General features: G+C 47.2%; 18 protein-coding genes. 4 read left to right on the forward strand and 14 right to left on the reverse strand.

Going from position 1 to position 14,709, the window contains the following annotated elements; translation table 11 throughout:
• From scpB to ACYVD3_RS00570, 4 genes are all read right to left on the reverse strand, one after another.
• Positions 1 to 708: an SMC-Scp complex subunit ScpB gene (gene scpB, locus ACYVD3_RS00555; RefSeq protein ID WP_460640557.1), complete on the reverse strand. Its 708-nt coding sequence runs from the start codon at positions 706 to 708 to the stop codon at positions 1 to 3.
• Complete coding sequence (locus ACYVD3_RS00560; RefSeq protein ID WP_460640558.1) at positions 708 to 1,577, reverse strand: segregation and condensation protein A; 870 nt, start codon at positions 1,575 to 1,577, stop codon at positions 708 to 710. The genes scpB and ACYVD3_RS00560 overlap by 1 nt, the downstream gene beginning before the upstream one ends.
• Before the next feature lie 84 nt (positions 1,578 to 1,661).
• Positions 1,662 to 2,513 (reverse strand): metallophosphoesterase, encoded by an 852-nt coding sequence (locus ACYVD3_RS00565; RefSeq protein WP_460640559.1) that lies wholly within the window; start codon positions 2,511 to 2,513, stop codon positions 1,662 to 1,664.
• A gap of 74 nt (positions 2,514 to 2,587) precedes the next feature.
• Positions 2,588 to 2,806 (reverse strand): hypothetical protein, encoded by a 219-nt coding sequence (locus ACYVD3_RS00570; RefSeq protein WP_460640560.1) that lies wholly within the window; start codon positions 2,804 to 2,806, stop codon positions 2,588 to 2,590.
• Positions 2,807 to 2,900: 94 nt separating this feature from the next.
• Between ACYVD3_RS00570 and ACYVD3_RS00575 the strand changes: the two genes are divergently transcribed.
• Positions 2,901 to 3,179 carry a helix-turn-helix domain-containing protein gene (locus tag ACYVD3_RS00575; RefSeq protein WP_460640561.1) on the forward strand — a complete coding sequence of 93 codons (279 nt, stop codon included), beginning with the start codon at positions 2,901 to 2,903 and terminating at the stop codon, positions 3,177 to 3,179.
• Between the two features lie 46 nt (positions 3,180 to 3,225).
• On the opposite strand, the gene ACYVD3_RS00580 is transcribed toward ACYVD3_RS00575, so the two are convergent.
• The 3 genes from ACYVD3_RS00580 to ACYVD3_RS00590 all read right to left on the reverse strand — a co-directional run bounded on the left by ACYVD3_RS00580 (position 3,226) and on the right by ACYVD3_RS00590 (position 5,892).
• Complete coding sequence (locus ACYVD3_RS00580; RefSeq protein WP_460640562.1) at positions 3,226 to 4,515, reverse strand: serine hydrolase; 1,290 nt, start codon at positions 4,513 to 4,515, stop codon at positions 3,226 to 3,228.
• Between the two features lie 186 nt (positions 4,516 to 4,701).
• Positions 4,702 to 5,388 carry an NUDIX domain-containing protein gene (locus tag ACYVD3_RS00585; RefSeq protein ID WP_460640563.1) on the reverse strand — a complete coding sequence of 229 codons (687 nt, stop codon included), beginning with the start codon at positions 5,386 to 5,388 and terminating at the stop codon, positions 4,702 to 4,704.
• A gap of 24 nt (positions 5,389 to 5,412) precedes the next feature.
• A complete protein-coding gene (locus ACYVD3_RS00590) occupies positions 5,413 to 5,892 on the reverse strand; it encodes a COG2426 family protein (protein ID WP_460640564.1) in 480 nt (159 codons plus the stop codon).
• A 295-nt stretch (positions 5,893 to 6,187) separates the two neighbouring features.
• Between ACYVD3_RS00590 and ACYVD3_RS00595 the strand changes: the two genes are divergently transcribed.
• On the forward strand, positions 6,188 to 6,844 hold the full coding sequence (locus tag ACYVD3_RS00595) for a phosphatase PAP2 family protein (protein WP_460640565.1): 657 nt from the start codon (positions 6,188 to 6,190) through the stop codon (positions 6,842 to 6,844).
• 72 nt (positions 6,845 to 6,916) lie between these two features.
• On the opposite strand, the gene ACYVD3_RS00600 is transcribed toward ACYVD3_RS00595, so the two are convergent.
• Both ACYVD3_RS00600 and ACYVD3_RS00605 read right to left on the reverse strand, forming a co-directional pair.
• Complete coding sequence (locus ACYVD3_RS00600) at positions 6,917 to 7,936, reverse strand: glycosyltransferase family 2 protein (protein WP_460640566.1); 1,020 nt, start codon at positions 7,934 to 7,936, stop codon at positions 6,917 to 6,919.
• A complete protein-coding gene (locus ACYVD3_RS00605) occupies positions 7,933 to 8,676 on the reverse strand; it encodes a lysostaphin resistance A-like protein (RefSeq protein WP_460640567.1) in 744 nt (247 codons plus the stop codon). Before ACYVD3_RS00605 ends, ACYVD3_RS00600 begins: the two co-directional genes overlap by 4 nt.
• A gap of 214 nt (positions 8,677 to 8,890) precedes the next feature.
• Here ACYVD3_RS00605 and arcC point away from each other — a divergent pair, with 214 nt between their 5' ends.
• Both arcC and pdaA read left to right on the forward strand, forming a co-directional pair.
• Entirely contained in the window at positions 8,891 to 9,829 is a 939-nt protein-coding gene (gene arcC / locus ACYVD3_RS00610) for a carbamate kinase (protein WP_460640568.1), read from the forward strand.
• A gap of 176 nt (positions 9,830 to 10,005) precedes the next feature.
• Positions 10,006 to 10,782, forward strand: a complete 777-nt coding sequence (gene pdaA / locus ACYVD3_RS00615) for a delta-lactam-biosynthetic de-N-acetylase (RefSeq protein ID WP_460640602.1) — start codon at positions 10,006 to 10,008, stop codon at positions 10,780 to 10,782.
• 129 nt (positions 10,783 to 10,911) lie between these two features.
• On the opposite strand, the gene ACYVD3_RS00620 is transcribed toward pdaA, so the two are convergent.
• From ACYVD3_RS00620 to ACYVD3_RS00640, 5 genes are all read right to left on the reverse strand, one after another.
• Positions 10,912 to 11,976, reverse strand: a complete 1,065-nt coding sequence (locus tag ACYVD3_RS00620; protein ID WP_460640569.1) for a tyrosine-protein phosphatase — start codon at positions 11,974 to 11,976, stop codon at positions 10,912 to 10,914.
• A 4-nt stretch (positions 11,977 to 11,980) separates the two neighbouring features.
• Positions 11,981 to 12,466: a PTS system mannose/fructose/N-acetylgalactosamine-transporter subunit IIB gene (locus ACYVD3_RS00625; protein ID WP_460640570.1), complete on the reverse strand. Its 486-nt coding sequence runs from the start codon at positions 12,464 to 12,466 to the stop codon at positions 11,981 to 11,983.
• Positions 12,441 to 12,884 (reverse strand): PTS sugar transporter subunit IIA, encoded by a 444-nt coding sequence (locus ACYVD3_RS00630; protein ID WP_460640571.1) that lies wholly within the window; start codon positions 12,882 to 12,884, stop codon positions 12,441 to 12,443. The genes ACYVD3_RS00625 and ACYVD3_RS00630 overlap by 26 nt, the downstream gene beginning before the upstream one ends.
• A gap of 102 nt (positions 12,885 to 12,986) precedes the next feature.
• Entirely contained in the window at positions 12,987 to 13,862 is an 876-nt protein-coding gene (locus ACYVD3_RS00635; RefSeq protein WP_460640572.1) for a PTS system mannose/fructose/sorbose family transporter subunit IID, read from the reverse strand.
• Entirely contained in the window at positions 13,859 to 14,665 is an 807-nt protein-coding gene (locus ACYVD3_RS00640; RefSeq protein WP_460640573.1) for a PTS mannose/fructose/sorbose/N-acetylgalactosamine transporter subunit IIC, read from the reverse strand. Before ACYVD3_RS00640 ends, ACYVD3_RS00635 begins: the two co-directional genes overlap by 4 nt.
• Positions 14,666 to 14,709 lie beyond the last annotated feature (44 nt).

Consider the following 14,709-nt stretch of genomic DNA (forward strand, 5'->3'; position numbering starts at 1 on the left):
TTATTTCCTCTTTTCTGCCCCGCTTTTGGGCACAAAGGTATCCCTGAAAGGGGTTTCCTCCTGAATGTCATCTTCTTTTTTATCTTCTCCGGGAATTAAATCCCCGCTTTGGGAAAGTTCTTCTTCCACTTCCATGCGTATCTCTGCTGCGACCACCGGATCGGCCACCGGAAGGCTCTGGGTAGAGCCGATGCCGAATCTTCTTAAAAATTCCTCTGTGGTGGCAAACAATGCCGGACGGCCAGGCGCATCTAAGCGCCCCACTTCATATACCAGATTGTATTCCACCAGTTTATTGACTGCGTGATCCGACTTGACGCCTCTTATTTTTTCTATTTCAAGCTTTGTCACCGGCTGCTTATAGGCTATGATGGACAGAGTCTCCAGAATCACCTCTGTAAGAACCTGCTTTTTAGGCGCAGATGCCACGCGGATCAGATTCTCATAATACTCAGACCGTGTACACATCTGGTAACTGTTCTCCAGCTCCAGGATCTGCATCCCTCTTTTCCCCGTATCGTAGCGTTTCATCAGACGGAGGACTGCCTCTTTTGCCGTAGCCTCATCCTGACCGATGGCTGCAGCCAGAGCCTTAAGTTCAACGGAATTTCCCATGGTAAAAAGAACCGCCTCAATCACGGCTTCCCACGTTTTTTCTTCTTTTGTGCTCTTTTTCGGCCCCTCAACCCCAAGAGTTTCCTTATCCATTAATTTCCTCTTTCCTGCCCGTCTTCTCCGGGCATAAAAGTATCCCTGGAAGGGGGTTCCTCTCCCTTAAATCCTTTTGAATCCTCCTGCAGATCCGTTAAATCAAACTCCCCGTCCTCCCCTTCTGTTTCCAGGGTTTCAATGAGCATGTCATCAAACAAATGCTCCTGGGTCAGCGTGATCTTGCCGATCTTCATAAGCTCCAGAAGCGCTAAAAATGTCACAACAACAAGAGTCCGGTCCGGCTGCTGCTCAAGCAGCCTGCGGAAAGAAAATTTCCGGTGCTTCCTGGCATAATCCATGACCGATTTTATCTTATCCTCCAGGCTTATGGATTCCTTCCGGATGTTGCCGAACCGGCTCCGGATCGGATCCACCCGGTCCGACTTACGTTTCGTGACAGCCCGGAAAATCTCCTGGAGCTTTGCCAGGGTAAGGCCGTCAAGAAGCCTGTCCAAATCCACCGGCGGCTCATACCTTGCCACCTCGGTGGGAATGGAGGGATCTTTGTACATCAAACGGTCAGCTCCCACTTCCCGGTCCTTAAGCTCCAGAGACATATATTTATAATATTTATATTCCAGAAGGCGTGCCACAAGTTCTGCCCTTGGGTCCTCCTCCTCACCTTCCTCATTGGTCTCCCTGGGGAGCAGCATACGTGCCTTTATATCAATGAGGGTCGCAGCCATAACCAGAAACTCGCTGACAATGTTTAAATCCTCTGTTTCCATGTTATTTACATAGTCCAGATACTGCTCCGTAATCGTCACAATAGGAATGTCGTAGATGTTCACCTTATTCTTATCGATCAAATGAAGCAGCAAATCCAGCGGACCCTCGAAATTATCCAATTTATATGAGATTCCCATAAAATCCTCCAAGGCAGACGAAAGCATGCCTTTGACCAGTATATCAAATCCTTCTTCATCTGTAAATATATGGAAGGCCCTAAATCATGATTTCATTTTTAAATCCACCACTACCAGTTGAGGTTTGTTGTTTAAGCGAATGTTGATGGAATGGGTCCCAAGCCCCCTGCTCACGATCATATGCCTTTCTTCTGAATGAAACTCGCCGGCGCAGTATGGAAGGAAAAACTGATATTGAGGCGTCATGACTCCTCCCAGGTACGGAAGCCTTATGGTCCCTCCGTGAAAATGGCCGGACAGAGTTAAATCCGCCCCCCAGTCTCTGCATGGGCGGAAAAAAAGAGGAGAATGACAAAGCAGAATCTGAAACCGCTCCCTGGATGCCTTTCCTGCTTTTTCCCCGATCTCCTCCTCCGTTAAATGGTCCGGGCGGAATTTCCGGTAAACTCCCGGTTCCAGATCAATCCCTGTAACAGCCAAATCTTCCCCATACCGTTCTGTCCGGTTTTCCAGGATTTTGATTCCAAACCTTTTTAAGCTGCTCACATAGTCTTCATACGCCCTGCCGTACACCTGGCGTTCCCAAAGCAGCCTGTTTTCATGATTGCCGTTGCCGCAAAATACAGGATACCGGCGGGCCAGCTTTTCCAAAAGCTCCAAAGCGGCAGCCGTATGGGCTCTGCCTCTGCTGATGATCATATCACCACCCACCAGCACAAGATCAGGAGCCACCTCATCCACAGCGGCCAAAAGCCTTTCATTGCCGGCTCCAAACCGGTGTTCATGAAGATCGGAAAGGAACACCAGGGTACGGTCCTTTTTGATCTTAGGGCTTTTCAAAACAGTTCTCTCTATGGAAAGCTGTTCTTTTTCATACTCAGAACGCAAATATAAGCCTGCGCCTGCGGCGCAAAGAACTCCGGCAGCAAACCACATCTGATTTTCCCTCTTCTTCTCTCATTTCTTCCTTATCTCCCCATCATACAATGAAGAGCCTGTCTGAGTCAAGACTAAGAGGTCCAGTTGCCCACCAGATATTCGATGATGAGATTGGGCACAATTACCATAAGCCCGATTCCAATGCTCATGAGGATGGTACCGCAGAAATATTCCTGATATCCTGGTGTTCCCGGGGCCGGGGGCACAGTAAACGCAAGGCGGTAGATGGATCTGCAGAGGACGAAAAAGCAGATTAGGTAAAAAAGCACATTAAAAATATTTTTTTTCATTGATGTATTCCTCCTTTCCCATAATATAAACCACTTATGGATAATATGCAATACTGGATAATCACGGTTTAATTAAGACCAGAGGTGATAAATCATGATCGTTTATGACAGACTTTGGGAAACCATGAAAAAGAAAAGCATCAGCCAGTACCATCTGATAAAGTACTGCAAGGTCAGTGCCGGGCAAATCGGACGTCTTAAGAAAAACAACTTTGTTTCCACTCACACCATTGATATGCTCTGCAAGATCTTAGACTGCAGTGTGGAAGAAATCATGGAATACCGGGCCGATATAAGCGAAGCCGCCCTGGGGTCGGAATGCGTACCTGAAGCAGAAAAGGGTGATTCAGCTCCTTCAGAGGATTTGGCATAGAAAAAGAGCCTATAGGCTCTTTTTCTATGCCAAAATATCCATGTTCCTACCGGATCCATGCGCCTGAAGAATCCAGCCGGTATCCATCGGGTGTAACGGTATCCTTAAGCATGGCTCCATCTTTGCCCAGATAAAACCATTTCCCGCTGCTCTCCACCCAAAGGTTTTCTGCCATGACAGAGTCTGAGCCAAACCAGTAGTAAATTTCGTTTATTTTCTGCCATTCATTGCAGGCCTTATTTCCATCCTGTTTTCTATAATACCATTTGGAACCCTCCTGGACCCAGCCTGGGGACGAAGCCTGTACCCCCTGCCCCCCGGCCGCCTTTAAGGCAAACCCGTAATCCAAAAGAGATTTTGTATCCGCATAATGAGTTGATTTACTCTTCATGATGACAGCAATCAGCCGGACCCCGTTCTTCTCCACACAGGTGACCAGAGTGTTGCCTGCCAGGGAGGTATAGCCGGTCTTTCCTCCGATGACTCCCGGATAATATCTGGAATCTCCGGGATAGAGCATTTTATGGCCCATGGTCACGGTTCTTGCCGAAGCTTTCTTTGTCGCCGGTATCTGATAGCTCAGGGTGGAGGACACCTTTCTTACTGTGTCATTCTGGAATGCAGCCCTGGCTATGAGCGCCATGTCGTGAGCCGTGGTATAATGGCTGGAGCTGTTAAGTCCATTGGGATTGACAAAGTTGGTCCCAGTACATCCAAGCTCCTTTGCCCTGGCATTCATCAGGACAGAAAATGCGCTGACACTTCCTGAAACGTGTTCTGCCAGACCATTGGCCACTTCGTTTGCGGACTTCAGCATAAGGCCGTAGAGGCTCTGTTCTACCGTCAGCCTGTCCCCCTCCGAAAGCCCTAGGGTCACAGCACCTGATTCCAGGTTTGTAGTGGCGGTTTTTGAGAAGGTCACCATATCCGGCAAACTGCATTTTTCCGCAACAAGAAGGGCCGTCATGAGCTTTGTAATGCTGGCAGGATAATATCTTGTGTCCCCGTTTTTTGAATAAAGCAGGGTTCCTGTAGACGCATCCATAAGGACCGCCCCTTCTGACTGGATCTCCGGCTGTGATACTCCCGAAGGCTGTGTCTGTGCACCATTGGGGACCGTTCCCGTCTGAGCATTTCCCGTACCGGTTCCGGTTCCGTTGCCGGTTCCCGGCCCTATCTCATTGGCAGCGCTTCCTGCCGGCCCGCTTACGGCTTCTGTCTTCCCCCCTGCTTCCGGGAAGGGCTGTACCAGAGGCATATCCCCGTATGAGATAAAAGCTGCGAGAATGCTGATACTGATTACCAGGCTCCATAGCCTGCATGATTTTTTTGCCATATTCTGTTATCTCCTGTGTATTTCTGGGTGCAAGTATTATTTCTTACAACAGTATAGCATAAAATCCATAATTTTCCGATTAAAATTTTCTTACAAACTTTTATCAAATTTGAAGGAAGAATCGGCTTTGGTAACCATAATTGCCCGCGCAAACAAAACACCGCCTTATTCAGGCGGTGGTATCGTTTAAAAAATCTGGTCTCTGTAGTCCTTTTCCAGCTCTTCCAGCCTGTCCATTGCCACGTTTAAGATCTCGGCATGGTCAAAAGCCAGCTTTTCCTGGTCCAGCACATCAATGGCCGGTAAAAGATCGATCTCCGTCTCCTTTTTCCACATGAGGCCCTGGCGTTCATAGGTTTCGGTGATCCGATAGCTCATAAAAATATGTTCCTCTTCATTTTCAATGGTAAGCGCATAGGTGGCTCCATTTTCCAGCTCGGACAGCTTCTTTTTCCTGACCTGGAACCAACAGGCCTCTGCGGCATCGTCGCCGGCCTTTGGAACCAACTGGTCTATTGGCACTGCGGCCATATAGGATACTGAGATAACTCTTGTTCTGGGATCACGCTTTATGTTCCCCCAGGTGTAAAGCTGTTCCAGGCAAATGCCCTTTACCCCGGTCTCTTCCTCAAGCTCCCTTGCTGCCGCTTCCTCCAGAGATTCATTGGGATTTACAAAACCTCCCGGAATTGCCCACTGTCCGATGCAGGGATGATTTTTCCGTTTAATGAGCAGGACTTCTGTTTCCGTCGCCTCCTCATCCACCGCAAAAATCAACATATCCACCGTCACCGACGGGCGCTCGTAATTCCCCGGGCGATACTGCAAAAGAAACTCTTTCTCCGTTAATCCCTCTTCATTCCTTCGTTCCATTCTGCCCTTCTTCCTACCAGAATCTTAGAATACCACGGACCGGAGTGCGCCTAAAAGTCCTGCACTGGCAAGTCCCATAATGACCCCTGCCACAAGGACGCCTCCCATCACGGCTAAAATACTGGATTTAAAATCAATATCAAGCAGGCTGGCTGCCAAGGTGCCTGTCCAGGCACCGGTTCCCGGAAGGGGAACTCCCACAAATAACAAAAGCGCAATAAACAACCCCTGTCCAGCTTTCGCCTGCAGTTTTTCGCCGCCATGTTTTCCTTTTTCCAGGCACCAGGAAAAAAAGCCGCCGATTACCGGCTTATCCGCCCCCCATTCAAGGACCTTTCTCGCAAACAGGTAAATGATGGGTACTGGAAGCATGTTTCCAAGAATAGCAACGATATAGGACGGGAAAAGCGGAAGCCCCATGACCGTTGAATACGGAATTGCACCTCGAAGCTCGATTAATGGAACCATGGAGATAAAGAAAACAGTCATATATTTTTGTAACATAGCCCATTCCTTTCGTATATAAGTCTGCCTTTATACTATACACAAAGATGGACCGTCTATCAACCATTTTATAAAAAGATTATATTTTCATAGGGGTCCTGGAAAAGGGTGTTAAAGAATGCTCCTTTATGCATATACCATATATTGTAGAAACAGAGAGGCCTTCAACTTAATCTTCTCTGAAATAAATATTAACATTTCTGAAATACTATTGTACTGTCAAAACGAGTATGATATAATCCTCCAAAGTTAATAATCATAATACCAACCACCAGAACGGAAAAGGATGACCCATATGAAAAATCTGCTTCACAGATACAGGCATATCTGGATACTCAGCTACGCCTTTATCTATATTCCGTGGTTTATCTACCTGGAAAAAACAGTGACAAACCACTACCACATCATGCATGTTGCCATAGACGACCTGATACCTTTTAATGAATATTTCATTATTCCATACCTTTTATGGTTTGCCTATATCGCCGCCGCTGTTTGGTACTTTTTCTTTACCAATGTAAAAGATTATTACAGGCTGTGCACCATGCTGTTCACAGGAATGACCATCAGTCTGGTGGTCTGCACCGTGTTTCCAAACGGCACGGATCTCCGCCCTGTGATCGATCCTGGCAAAAATATCTGCTCAACCATTGTGGGGATCCTCTATTCCACGGATACTTGTACCAATGTATTCCCAAGCATCCATGTTTATAACTCCATCTGTGTGCATATTGCAGTGATCCACAGCGAACGCTTAAAAAAATACCGGCTTCTTAAGACCGGCTCTCTGCTGCTAATGATCTCCATCTGTCTTGCCACTGTTTTCTTAAAGCAGCATTCTGCTTTTGACGGCCTTGGCTCCCTGGTTATGGCTTATGTCATGTACCACTTTGTATACTCTGACTCTTATGTACCCAGCAGGGAAAAGGTTTCCCAAAAAGCCATCAGTTAATCCATAACAAAGCCCCTGGGCCTTTCATTTAAAAAAGGCCCAGGGGATATTTGTTTTTACGTCTGGTTTACTCTAGTTAAAACCGAAAAATTTCCGGGTCATATGATAGATGGCAATGGGGAATTTCCTTCCGCTCTTTCCCGGTAAATTAACCCCCTGTCCCATAAAGCCCCATCTGAGCCTTAGGTACAGCGGTAAATTCTGCTTGCGCAGATGCTGCCACAGTTCCTTTTTCTTCTCCATATTTTCATCACTATCCGACTTGATGGCAAGGATGGAGGATATGGTCATCATGATCTCTAAATACCGCACCATATAATGACGCAGCTTCCGCTCCTTGATCTTTGTCACATCGTAATAGCCCAGCATCAGTTTTGTCACCTTGAGCTGCTGGTCAATGCGGCCGATCATGACGGATTCATTGACAGACTGGTCTTCTCTTCCGATAAAGTAACGATAGAAGTTTACATCTAAGTAATAGATGGTTTTCACGTGGGGCAGGGGCTGGTACACAAAGATATTGTCCACATAAAAGGTATGCTTGGGAAGCTCCAGGCCGCACTGCCTTAAAAGTTCTGTCCGGTAAATCACTGAATGCATGAGAATATAATGCCCAAGCAGGAACACCTTTACATCCTTCCAGCTAAACAGCTCATTCTCCGGAAGGGCGGTGCGGTAATTCATGACTTTTTTCCGATCTGCCCCCTGTTTTTCATAAACAAAATTGCTGACGAGCATGTCCAGGGTCTTTTCCCCATAAACAAAGCGCCGCAGGGTGTTCAGGATTTCCGCTAAAGCCGCCTCATCCACCCAGTCATCACTGTCCACCACTTTAAAATAAATTCCGGTAGCATTTCTTAATCCTGCATTGACCGCCTCTCCATGGCCGCCGTTTTCCTGATGGATGGCCCGGCAGATCTCCGGATAATTTCTTTCATATTCATCCGCAATTTCCCCCGTACGATCCCTGGCAGACCCGTCATCCACAATGAGGATCTCCACTTCCTCGCCTCCCGGCAGCAGGGATTCAATGCAGTGCCTCATATAGGCCTCAGAATTATAGCATGGAATTGCCACAGATAAAAGTTTCACACAATATCCTCCTTTAAATTGTTTTTCCGGTAAATCCGGATCGCACATATAACAGACACCGCCGCAGATGCGGCCGCCAAAACCAGCCGGCCTTCCGTATGAAACAAGGAATTCAAACGCTGTGTGTTCATCACAAAAAGCGAGAATACATTGGCTGATACGTGAAATAGGTAAGGAGCCAGCAGGGTCCCTGAGACCTCATACAGCCAGGCAACAGCCAGGCCAAGGAGAAAGGCATAGACCCCCTGAGGAAGATTTCCATGGTAAAGCCCGAACAATGCCGCAGACAGGGCCGCAGACAGCCAAAAAGGGAGCTTTTCCCGAAGGGGCACAAAACCCAGTCCCCGGAAAATGACCTCTTCCGTAAAAGGGATCAAAACGCCGGAAGACAGAAGCTGGATGGGAAAGGCAGCCGAATACAGATAGCATTCTGCCTCCTTATAGGATACAGACATCTCAGCCAGTCCCAGCGCTTCCACCATATAATTACCAAGCACACACAAAGCCCCACCGAATATTAAAATATAGGCCAGGCAGCCGTGAAGAGAAAATCCTGCTGCAAAAACCCTTCCCCGGCGTTTCTGGTCTGTATAATAGAAATAATAAAGCACAGGAGAAACCAGAAGCGCAGATAAAGCGGTGGCTTCCAGAGCGCCCAGGTTTAAGCTTAAAAGCAGGGCAGTGGTCACTGCGGTATAAAAAAACATGGGAAGGATCAGATGCAGGATGATCGATATCATAAACAAGGTGTCCTTTCATTTTCTGTATCTTCCTAAACATTATACCATTTGATTACAGGATATCTACCAAAATTTTTTTAATTCTTTCTAAATATCGTCTCAATCTGTTTTCCAAGACCCTCATCTCATGAAATCTATTGATTTTTTTATTGTCTGATCATATAATATCTTTATACTTTCTGATCAAACTATACGGAAATGAGAGGTAAATGATATGGCAAAAAAACGTATTGTCCTGGCTTTGGGACATCATGCTTTGGGAACAAATCTTCCGGAACAGAAAAAAGCGGTTGCCGAAACAGCCAAGGTCATCGCAGATTTTATTGAAGCCGGCTGGCAGGTGGCCGTTACCCACAGCAATGCCCCCCAGGTGGGCATGATCCACACAGCTATGAATGAATTCGGTAAGCTCCATGACGGTTATACTTCAGCGCCCATGTCCGTATGTTCTGCCATGAGCCAGGGCTACATCGGCTATGACTTACAAAACGGCATCAGAGCGGAACTGGTAAAGCGGGGCATCTATAAATCGGCCGCCACCATTTTGACTCAGATGATGGTAAACCCTTATGACGAGGCATTCTATACTCCCATGAAGCCCATCGGACGCTTTATGTCGGCGGAGGACGCAAAAGAGGAGGAGGAAAAGGGGAATTATGTGGAAGAGGTGCCCGGCATGGGCTTCCGCAGAGTGGTGGCTTCTCCAAAGCCCGTATCCATTGTAGAAATCGACATCATCAAGGCAGTTATGGATGCCGACCAGATCGTCATCGCCTGCGGCGGAGGCGGCATACCGGTCATGGAACAGGGCTACCGGTTAAAGGGTGCCAGCGCAGTTATTGAAAAGGACCGGGCGGCCGGCCTTCTGGCAAAGGAGATTGATGCCGATGTGCTCATGATCCTGACAAACGTCGACAATGTCACCTTAGATTTCGGAACGCCTGATGAGCGCCCCATCATCCAGATGGATCTTAAAGAGGCGGAAGCCGGCATTCAGGATGGGCAGTTTGAGACCGGCTCCATGCTTCCCAAGATCGAAGCCTCTGTGGACTTTATCCGCCAGGGCAGGAACCGGAAGGCTATCATCACCTCTCTTAATAAGGCTAATGCAAGCCTGGAAGGAAAAGCAGGCACAACCATAAAAGAAGCATAAAACGGCTGAAAGAAAAGCTCCCGCAACCTTTTTTGAATATGGACAGAGGTCACCTTCATATATTGAAGCAAATGTAATATAACGGAGCTTTATAAATGAAATTTTTGCAAAAATTAAAGATTGCAGAAAGAATCAGAAAGCTTTCGGTGTCTTCCGAAACAGGAAAAAAGGCAGTCATGGTATTCCTGCTCTTTCTCTGTGCCTTTCTGGCCGGACACCTTGGAGCCATGCTGGCAGAGCATCATAAAGCAGTGGAAACTGCGGCGGATGGAAACTGGGGGCTAAGCTTCCAGCAGGAGGGCCAGCCGCCGGTAGCCAATGCAACCATGGACTATTTAAAAAAGTTCAATGCCTATTATGCTGAAAAAACCCCGGATAAAGTTCTTTATCTGACCTTTGATGCCGGATACGAAAATGGAAATACCGCAGCCATATTGGATGCATTAAAGAAACACAGTGCTCCCGCTACCTTTTTTGTGGTAGGAAATTACATAGAAACGTCTCCGGAACTGGTGAAGCGAATGGTGGAGGAAGGCCATACCGTAGGCAACCACACCTATCATCATCCGGATATGTCCAAAATCTCTTCAACGGAAGCCTTTGAAAAAGAGCTTAAGGATCTGGAAAGCCTTTTTGAAAAGACCACGGGGCAGCCCATGAAAAAATACTACCGCCCTCCTCAGGGAAAATACAGTGAGTCCAACTTACAGATGGCAAAGGATATGGGGTACAAAACCTTTTTCTGGAGCCTTGCCTATGTTGACTGGTATCAGGATAAGCAGCCCACAAAGGAAGAAGCCTTTAAAAAGCTTCTGGGCAGGATCCATCCCGGCGCTGTTGTTCTCTTACACAGCACTTCCAGCACCAATGCCCAGATCCTTGATGAATTGATGACCAAGTGGGAGGAAATGGGCTATCAGTTTAAATCTCTGGATCAGTTGGCCGCTGAATAGCGGGTCTGCCTGATAAAATAGCTTTTATAACATAAAAAATGCCCCCATACAGGACTTTTACATTTCATTGTCCTATATGGGGGTTGCATATTACCCCTTTTCACTCACAGTCATAAAAAGGAATATTTATCACTCCAGAAAAATATCCTCCAACTGCCTGATGACGGTGTCCTCCAGTGACAAAGCCGTTTTTGCATACTCCCTGACCGAGCCGTAATCCTTAAGGATCTTATTGATGGAGGCTTCGATATACTCCGGTTTTGTATCAAAGAGGGAAAACAGATAGTCAGCGACCCGTTTATCCTTTGCCAGCTCCAGATATTTTTGATAATAGCGGACATTCTTTTCCGCTCTTGCCCTTTTGGTGAGCATGTAATCATAGATCATCATATCCTTCGGGACCCCCAGGATACCTTCCAAAAGCATGGCCCCGAATCCGGTCCTGTCTTTTCCTCCTCTGCAATGCTGGACGCTGGGATTGTTTGACCCCAGGGCCAGAATCCTTAAGCTGGTTTCAAAGGCCTTCCGGCTTTCCTCGGACATGACAAAATTCAACTGCTGCTGTATCATCCTCAAATCCCCGGCATTGGGATTCTCCTCTACGGCAATTATAGCCTGCTTTATGATGGCCTCATCCTTTGTAAGGCTTTCGTTATTGTGAAGGAGACCTGCCACCATGGCCGTTTGGGCGTTGGGATCACAGGAATAAGTGGTCACACCCTCTCCCAGTTTTCGGTTTGGGCTTCTTTTTATCTCTTCCTCATTTCTGTAATCAATAATGGTTTTGATTCCCAGGCTTTTTACATACTCCAGTCCGGTGTCTTCCAGAAAAGCGAAATAATCGGAGCGGAATCCTACGCCCCATTTTATTCTCCTTCCTGACCCGGTCATATACCCTCCCATGTCCCGCAGGTTATACATTCCGTCCACCGGAAGGATCCGGTATCCAAACACCATGGGCGCCTGGTTTTTCCATTCAATGATAAAATAAACCTGTTTTCTTTTTTCAGGCGCAGCATCAAACGTCAGCTTTTTTTCCCGGGATGAGAGGAGAAAACTGCGGTTTTTGGTAAAGGGATCCTTTTCATAAGTCCAGTAAAGCTGGTATTCTTCCATGGTTTCTGCACCGGAAACAATGTTTAATTCTGTTTTGCCGTTATCAAGAGGAAAGGCCTCGACATATTTTATCTCCATGGCACTACCTCTTAAGCTGCTCAATCTTCTTTTTCATGTCCACAGGGGCATCATAGGCAGCTATCTGATATTCGATTTTGACCCCAATATCCAGGAGTTTATTAAAATCCTCTTCTTCCTTTGGGGAAAGGCAGATGATATGGTCATAGGATATGGTCCTTTCCGGAGTCGTCCTCATCCCTCCGAAATTAATGTGGTCAATGGGCACGCCTCCCTCTTTCAGCCTTAACGCATCGCTGAAGCTTCCCATAATAAGAAATGTATTTTTCTTGATGGGATTGTTTGCATATACCCTGATGAACTTATCCACGCCGAATACGTGGACAATATAGGCAGGCGCCGCCATTTTCAGTACCTGTACCTGCACGGGATTTTCCACAGCGGCATCGCTGATGCAGATCACCTGCTCCGCCCCGATGTGGCTTAACCAGGAAGTTGCTACCTGACCGTGAATTAACCGGTCATCAATACGAATCCATTTGATCGCCATCTTGTTCCCCCTTTTCTTTCAGTTTATCGTTGATGCAGACCAGGCCCATTTCATAGGCTCTCTCAATAATGGTGCCTGCCTCCTCCAGTGTCTTTGGCTGAGCAATAAACAGTTCCATTAATACCGGCATGCTAAACCCGGAGTACACCAGAATGTCAGGCTCTGTCAAGGCTAAGTAAGTGGCCGCCTTGGCCGGTGTCCCACCATAAATATCCGTTAAAATCAAAACTCCCGACCTCTTGTCTTCATAGGAAGCATACAGATCCAACAGCTCCTTAAGGCACAGGTCATAGGTTTTCTCCGCAGTCACGGAAATGACATCAACATATTTTGCAATATCCCCTATAATTAATCCGGCCGTATTTAAAGCCTCCTGGGCATATAGGCCATGGCTTGCCAGAATCATGTGAATTCCCATATCTATCTTTTCTCCCCTTTTTTATTTCTTCAACCAATACGCCCATTCCATCTTGCCAATGCTGCAAGGGTCCAATCCCTGCAGCCTGCTGTGGGCATTGGACTAAACCAGAATACCGGCCATTGCCAGCAAAGTTCCTACGATCAAAATGCCGAAAATAAGCAGGATCAGATATTTTCTCGGCATCCGGCTGTGAAGCTTGTAAAGCCCGATGGTAAACAGAAAAGGAAGCAGCTTCGGCAGGATCCCGTCTAAAAGGGCCTGAATATTTACAACGGTCTCATTAATGACGATTTCCGTACCCACGTTGATTTTCACGTAATTTCCTATGAGGGCCCCTAACACGATCACGCCCACCATGGTGGAAATATTGATGATCTTCTGGATCACCTTTGCCTGTTCCCCGCTTTGTACAAACTCGATGCCTTTTTCATATCCCATGATGGTACCGAAATACTTAACGCCTATGTTGATGCCGTTATAAATCAGGAACATCAGAATGGGACCGATGAGGTTCCCCTGCAGAGCATAGGCTGCACCGATACTGCCTGCAATGGCCTGGATGGTGATTTTAAATACGCTGTCCCCAATACCTGCCAAAGGCCCCATCATGCCCGCCTTCACCGCAACTACCGCATCCTTTTCATCCACTTCCGTGGTTTCCTCAATGGCCGCGGTGATCCCCAGGATCATGCCTGTAGCCGTGTTTTGGGATAGGAAGTAAGTCAGATGCCTCTGCATGGCCTCAACCCTGGCGGCTTTTCCTGCATCCTTATAAACCTTTTTTAATACCGGCGCCAATGCGGTAATGAATCCGATGGCCTGGGCATTGCTTGAGGTCACGGTGATCCCAAGGCCGAAAATCTGCAGACGCCAGTAGACTGCATTCAAATCCTTGCGGGTTATTTTTATGTAACTTCCTTTTGCCTGTGTATTGGGATTATCCAATCCGGCCACTTTTTCTTTCCCTGCACTCATAAGTCATAACCTCCATCCTCGTCATCTGCCCGCCCTGAAACGATCACCGGTGTTTCATTCTGGCGGTCCTTAATCTCCATCATGACCGAATACAGCATTGCAAATGACAGAGAAATCAGGGTCACCGGCAAAATCCCAAGTCCCAGATAGGTGGACAGCACAAAACCGAAAATCAGGAACGGCCACATAAAGCCTTTCATCATCATTGTCATGAGGATGGACAAACCGACTGCCGGCAATATTCCGGAGGCAGTGCTTAAGCTCTTTAAAATATTGCTGGGAATGGCATTTAAGATCTTATCCACCACTCCTGTTGAAAAATAGACCACCAGGAAGGTTGGAACCGCACGGAGCAGGAACTGGAATGCAATGGCTACATAATTCACCCGCAAAATGCTGTCAAAATCTCCTGTCAGCGCCAGCCTGTCAGCCCATACTGCAAAGAACTGACGGACAAAGTCAAAGATCAGAAGTAACTGCTGGGCTAAAACCGCTACTGTCGTGGCCGCGGCCACGCCTGCTGCAATCCCCTCTGCCGTAGCTCCTGTGCTTGTAATGGAAATAGTTGTTCCCACGATGGTTCCGATAATCATATCCGGCGTTTTGTAACCGGCCATGTTTCCCAGTCCCATCCACATCAGTTCCAGAGTTGCGGAGATAATCAGTCCTGTCTTTACATCTCCTAATATGATTCCCACCAACGGACCTACGAGCAAAGGTCTCCGGAGCATCTGCGGGCCCTGATCGTCAAATGAACAATACCCAGCCCATACCGCTATAAGTAGCGCCTGCCAAACTGCCATAATTGTAAACCCCCTTTGTTTGATATCCAAAAAATAACACAAAA

The sequence above is a fragment of the Lacrimispora brassicae genome (assembly GCF_054772055.1).